The sequence below is a fragment of the uncultured Mailhella sp. genome (assembly GCF_905187505.1).
Classification (GTDB): domain Bacteria; phylum Desulfobacterota; class Desulfovibrionia; order Desulfovibrionales; family Desulfovibrionaceae; genus Mailhella.
Map to the genome: position 1 here is coordinate 1 of NZ_CAJJIC010000153.1, position 5,002 is coordinate 5,002.

2 protein-coding genes are annotated in these 5,002 nt (G+C 61.2%); one reads left to right on the forward strand and one right to left on the reverse strand.

What is annotated here, in order from left to right; all coding sequences use genetic code 11:
- Positions 1 to 217: 217 nt before the first annotated feature.
- Positions 218 to 2,866, reverse strand: coding sequence for a pyruvate, phosphate dikinase (ppdK, locus tag QZZ60_RS10485; protein ID WP_295641203.1), 2,649 nt, complete (start codon positions 2,864 to 2,866; stop codon positions 218 to 220).
- 630 nt (positions 2,867 to 3,496) lie between these two features.
- Here ppdK and QZZ60_RS10490 point away from each other — a divergent pair.
- Complete coding sequence (locus QZZ60_RS10490) at positions 3,497 to 4,714, forward strand: aminotransferase class I/II-fold pyridoxal phosphate-dependent enzyme (protein WP_295641205.1); 1,218 nt, start codon at positions 3,497 to 3,499, stop codon at positions 4,712 to 4,714.
- The last annotated feature ends 288 nt before the right edge of the window (positions 4,715 to 5,002 follow it).

Here is a 5,002-nt window from a genome sequence, read left to right on the forward strand (position 1 = left end):
GAATTATTTCCCCCGCATTGCCTTTCCGGGGGCCGGGGGGGCTCCCCCGGCGGGGCCAGGGGCAGCGCCCCGCTGTTCTTGCCTGTCCTTCTTCCTCTCCCTGCCTTTCCGGGGCGGGTGTGTCCTGTGCACTCAACGGGGTGAGGCCGCCCGGCAGGTTCCTCTTCTTCCTGCGGGGCGGCCTCGGGTGGCAGTGATGATGACGGGAAAGCGTTTGCTATTCTCTGGTTCTGGGGTACTTGAGGGCGGCCTGGGCGGCGGCGAGGCGTGCTATGGGTATGCGGTAGGGGGAGCAGCTCACGAGGTCGAGGCCTGCCTGGTGGCAGAATTCCACGGAGCTCGGGTCGCCGCCGTGTTCGCCGCATATGCCTATCATGAGGCCGGGCCGGGTCTTGCGGCCTTCGTCTATGGCTATTTCCATGAGTCTGCCCACGCCCTTGCGGTCGAGCACGGCGAAGGGGTTGTCCTTGAGGATATGCTGGTTGATGTAGACGGGGAGGAACTTGCCTTCGGCGTCGTCGCGGCTGAAGCCGAAGCAGGTCTGGGTGAGGTCGTTGGTGCCGAAGCTGAAGAATTCCGCGGCCTCGGCGATTTCACCGGCGAGAAGGGCGGCTCTCGGCAGTTCGATCATGCTGCCGCACAGGTAGGGGAATTCCACCTTGTGCAGTTCCATGCATTCTCTGGCGATGCGGTCGCAGCGTTCCTTGAGCATGGCCATTTCGGCGAGGCTGATGGTGAGCGGTATTTCTATTTCCGGCAGGGGGGTGTAGCCGTCTCTGGCGAGTCTGGAAGCCGCGTTGAAGATGGCGTACATCTGCATTTCGTACACTTCGGGATAGGTGATGCCGAGGCGGCAGCCGCGGTGACCGAGCATGGGATTGACTTCATGCAGCTTTTCCACCTGGGCGAGCAGGCGTTCCTTTTCGGCGAGCAGGTCGGGGTTGTCGCCGCGCACGCGCAGTTCCGTGGTTTCCACGAGCAGCTTGTCGAGGCTCGGCAAGAACTCGTGCAGCGGCGGGTCGAGCAGGCGTATGCACACGGGCAGGCCGTTCATGGCCTTGAGGATGCCGTAGAAGTCGTTTTCCTGCATGATCTGCAGGGGCAGCAGGGCGGCGGTGCGCTCTTCGGTGGTTTCGGCAAGAATCATCTTCTGCACGTAGGGCAGGCGTTCCTGCGCCATGAACATGTGTTCCGTGCGGGTGAGTCCTATGCCTTCCGCGCCGAAGCGACGGGACTTTTCGGCGTCTTCCGGGGTGTCGGCGTTGGCGCGCACCTGAAGGTCGCGGAACTCGTCGGCCCAGCCGAGGATGGTCTGGTATTCATGGGAGAGTTCGGGGTCCTTCAGGGGCACCGCGCCGAGAATGACGCGGCCGGTGGTGCCGTCGATGGATATGAGGTCTCCCTTCTTTATCACGGTGTCGCCCACGGTGAAGGTCTGCGCGTCGTAATCCACGACCACGGCTTCGCAGCCGCACACGCAGGGCTTGCCCATGCCGCGCGTGACCACGGCCGCGTGGCTGGTCATGCCGCCGCGGCTTGTCAGGATGCCCTGCGCCTGCACGATGCCGTGAATGTCGTCGGGCGTGGTTTCCACGCGCACGAGAATGACCTTGGCGCCCATGCGGCCGAGATGTTCGGCTTCGTTGGCGTCGAACACCACGGAGCCGAAGGCCGCGCCCGGCGAGGCCGCAAGGCCCGTGGCGAGCACGGTGGGATTGGCGGAGCTGTCGATCTGACGATGCAGCACGTTGGCAAGATGTTCGGGATCGATGCGGAGCACGGCTTCCTTCTTGTCGATGAGGCCTTCTTCCACCATGTCGCAGGCGATCTTGAGCGCGGCCTGAGCGGTGCGCTTGCCGTTTCTGGTCTGGAGAATGAAGAGTCTGCCGCGTTCTATGGTAAGCTCGATATCCTGCATGTCGCGGTAATGCGTTTCCAGGGTTTCGGCTATCTTGCTGAACTGATTGTAGATATCCGGCATTTCATCGGCAAGGCGGGCGATGGGCTTCGGCGTGCGCACGCCGGCCACCACGTCTTCGCCCTGCGCGTTGAACAGGTATTCGCCGTAGAGCTTCTTCTCGCCCGTGGAGGGATTGCGGGTGAAGGCCACGCCGCTGCCGGAGTTGTCGCCCATGTTGCCGAACACCATGGACTGGATGTTCACGGCCGTGCCGAGATTGTGGTCGATCTTGTTGATGGTGCGGTACACGATGGCGCGATGGTTGTTCCACGAGCGGAACACCGCCTCGATGGCAAGCAGAAGCTGCCTGTGCACGTCTTCGGGGAACTCGCTGCCCACTTCCTGCCGGTAGAGCTCCTTGTAGCGCTCAATGACCGTTTCCAGGGATTCCACGGAAAGTTCCTGATCGAGAGACACGCCCTGTGCGGCCTTCTGTTCCGAAAGAATGTGCTCGAACTTTTCCTTCGGGACTTCCATGACCACGTCGGAGAACATCTGGATGAAGCGGCGGTAGGTGTCGCAGGCGAACCAGGTGTTGTTCGTGAGTCTGGCCAGCGCCTGGAAGGTGTCGCGGTTCAGACCGAGATTCAGAATGGTGTCCATCATGCCGGGCATGGAGAAGACGGCGCCGGAGCGCACCGAGAGAAGAAGCGGATCGTGTTCGTCCCCGAACTTCTTGCCCACCTTTTCTTCCACCCGGGCAAGGGCGGTCGTCACCTCGTCCACAAGTCCTTCGGGCAGCTTGCCTCCGTGCGCGTAGTAGTCACGGCAGGCGTCGGTGGAAATGGTCATGCCGTAGGGCACGGGCAGGCCGAGATTGGTCATTTCCGCCAGATTCGCCCCCTTGCCGCCCAACAGACTCTTCATCTGTGCATTCCCTTCGTGGAACAGATACACGTACCGCATATGGACGTTCTCCTTCATCGCTAGAGGGTGACACTTCTTTGCTTCAGAATACGAAACTTGCTCCTTTCGGTCAATACGGGAAGGCAAATCAACAAGACTTCTGCATGGCGGAGAGAAGGGAAAAACTTTTTCTCCGTGCCCCGGCGAGACAAAATCGCATGGGCGGCGTTTTCTGCGGCGGAAAAGATGCGTTCCGTGCAGAGTCGGCCTGCGCGGCCACGCGCGACCTCTGACGGGCAAAAGGCCCGAAAGCCTCCCTCGCCCGAAGCTTCCGAGACCCGGGAACGCACGGCGAAGAGGCCTCTTTTGCCGAAGCACGACGCGCCCTTCGGCAGCGGACGGACCGATGCCGGTCGAACGCGCGTCTGCGCCGGTTCCGGCGGATTTCTCCCCGCCCCGGCGGGCGAAGAGGCAAAAGCCGCGCGTACCGGCCGCCGCAGTCCTTCCCCCTGTCGTAAGAACGAAATTGGCCGCCGTCGCCCTGCGAAAGAAAAACCATGTGGAATACCGACAATTTTTTTTGGAATGCGCGACTTTTTGTTTGCGTCCGGCGGGAATAGTGTTACGGTTGCCTTTGTGGCGGCACTCCAGAGTCGGCGCATTAAAAACAAGGAAAAAAGACCGGAGCCAATGATGAGAACCTTTGCGAAATCCAGCAAGCTCGACAACGTGCTTTACGACGTGCGCGGACCTGTGGTGGACGAAGCCGCCCGCATGGAAGAAAGCGGCATGAAAATCCTCAAGCTGAACATCGGCAATCCAGCGCCGTTCGGCTTTTCCGCGCCGGAAGAAGTCATTTTCGACATGCGCGATTCCATCGTGCAGTCGCAGGGCTATTCCGAGTCGCGCGGCATATTCTCCGCCCGCAAGGCCATCATGCAGTACGCCCAGATAAAGAACATCCCCAACGTGTCCATGAAGGACATCTACACGGGCAACGGCGCAAGCGAGCTCATTCAGCTTTCCATGCAGGCCCTGCTCAACAACGGCGACGAGATTCTCATTCCCTCTCCCGACTATCCCCTGTGGACGGCCTGCGCCAACCTCGCCGGAGGCAAGGCCGTGCACTACATCTGCGACGAGGTGTCCGACTGGTATCCCGACCTCGAGGACATGGAAAGCAAGATCACCGACAGAACCAAGGCGCTCGTCATCATCAACCCCAACAACCCCACGGGAGCGCTCTATCCCGTGGACGTGCTCGAGCGCATCGTGGAAATCGCAAGACGCCACGAGCTCATCATCTTTTCCGATGAAATCTACGACCGCCTCGTCATGGACGGCGAAAAGCACGTGTCCATAGCCTCGCTCGCCCCCGATCTGTTCTGCGTGACCTTCAGCGGCCTTTCCAAGTCGCACATGGTCTGCGGCTTCCGCGTGGGCTGGATGATACTGAGCGGCAACAAAAGCGTGGCTGCCGACTACATCGCGGGCATTAACATGCTCTCCAACATGCGCCTCTGCTCCAACGTGCCCGGACAGTCCATCATCCAGACCGCCCTCGGCGGCTACCAGAGCGTGAACGAGTACATCGTGCCCGGCGGCCGCATCTACGAACAGCGCAACTTCATCTACGAGGCTCTCAACAGCGTGCCCGGCATCTCCGCCAAAAAGCCGAAGGCCGCTTTCTACATCTTCCCCAAAATCGATACAGAACGATACAATATTACCGACGATACCCAGTTCGCCCTGGACTGCCTGCGCCAGACCCGCATTCTCTTCGTGCCCGGCTCAGGTTTCAACTGGAAAAAGCCCGACCACTTCCGTATCGTCTACCTGCCGCGCATCTCCATCCTGGAAGAAGCGGTGGACAAGCTGGCCGCGTTCCTGCGTGACTACCGTCGCTAGGCGCGTCAGCCCGGCCGACGCCATGCACGCGGGCGGCCGTGGCCATCCTTGAAAAAAGCCCCGCTCCAAAGGCTCCTGCTCCTGACAGGCATGCCCGAGGAGCGGGGCGATTTTTTTTTACGAGGGATGAAGAGAGCAGGGGCAGGAGATGAAGAGCATGGCAGCGCAGGCAGGGCAGGGCAGGGGCGCTGCCCCTGGCCCCGCCGGGGGAGATAATCTCCCCCGGACCCCCAGAAAGGCAATGCGGGGGAAATAATTCCCCCCGCGCCCCCCTGTTTCGCCTTGCGG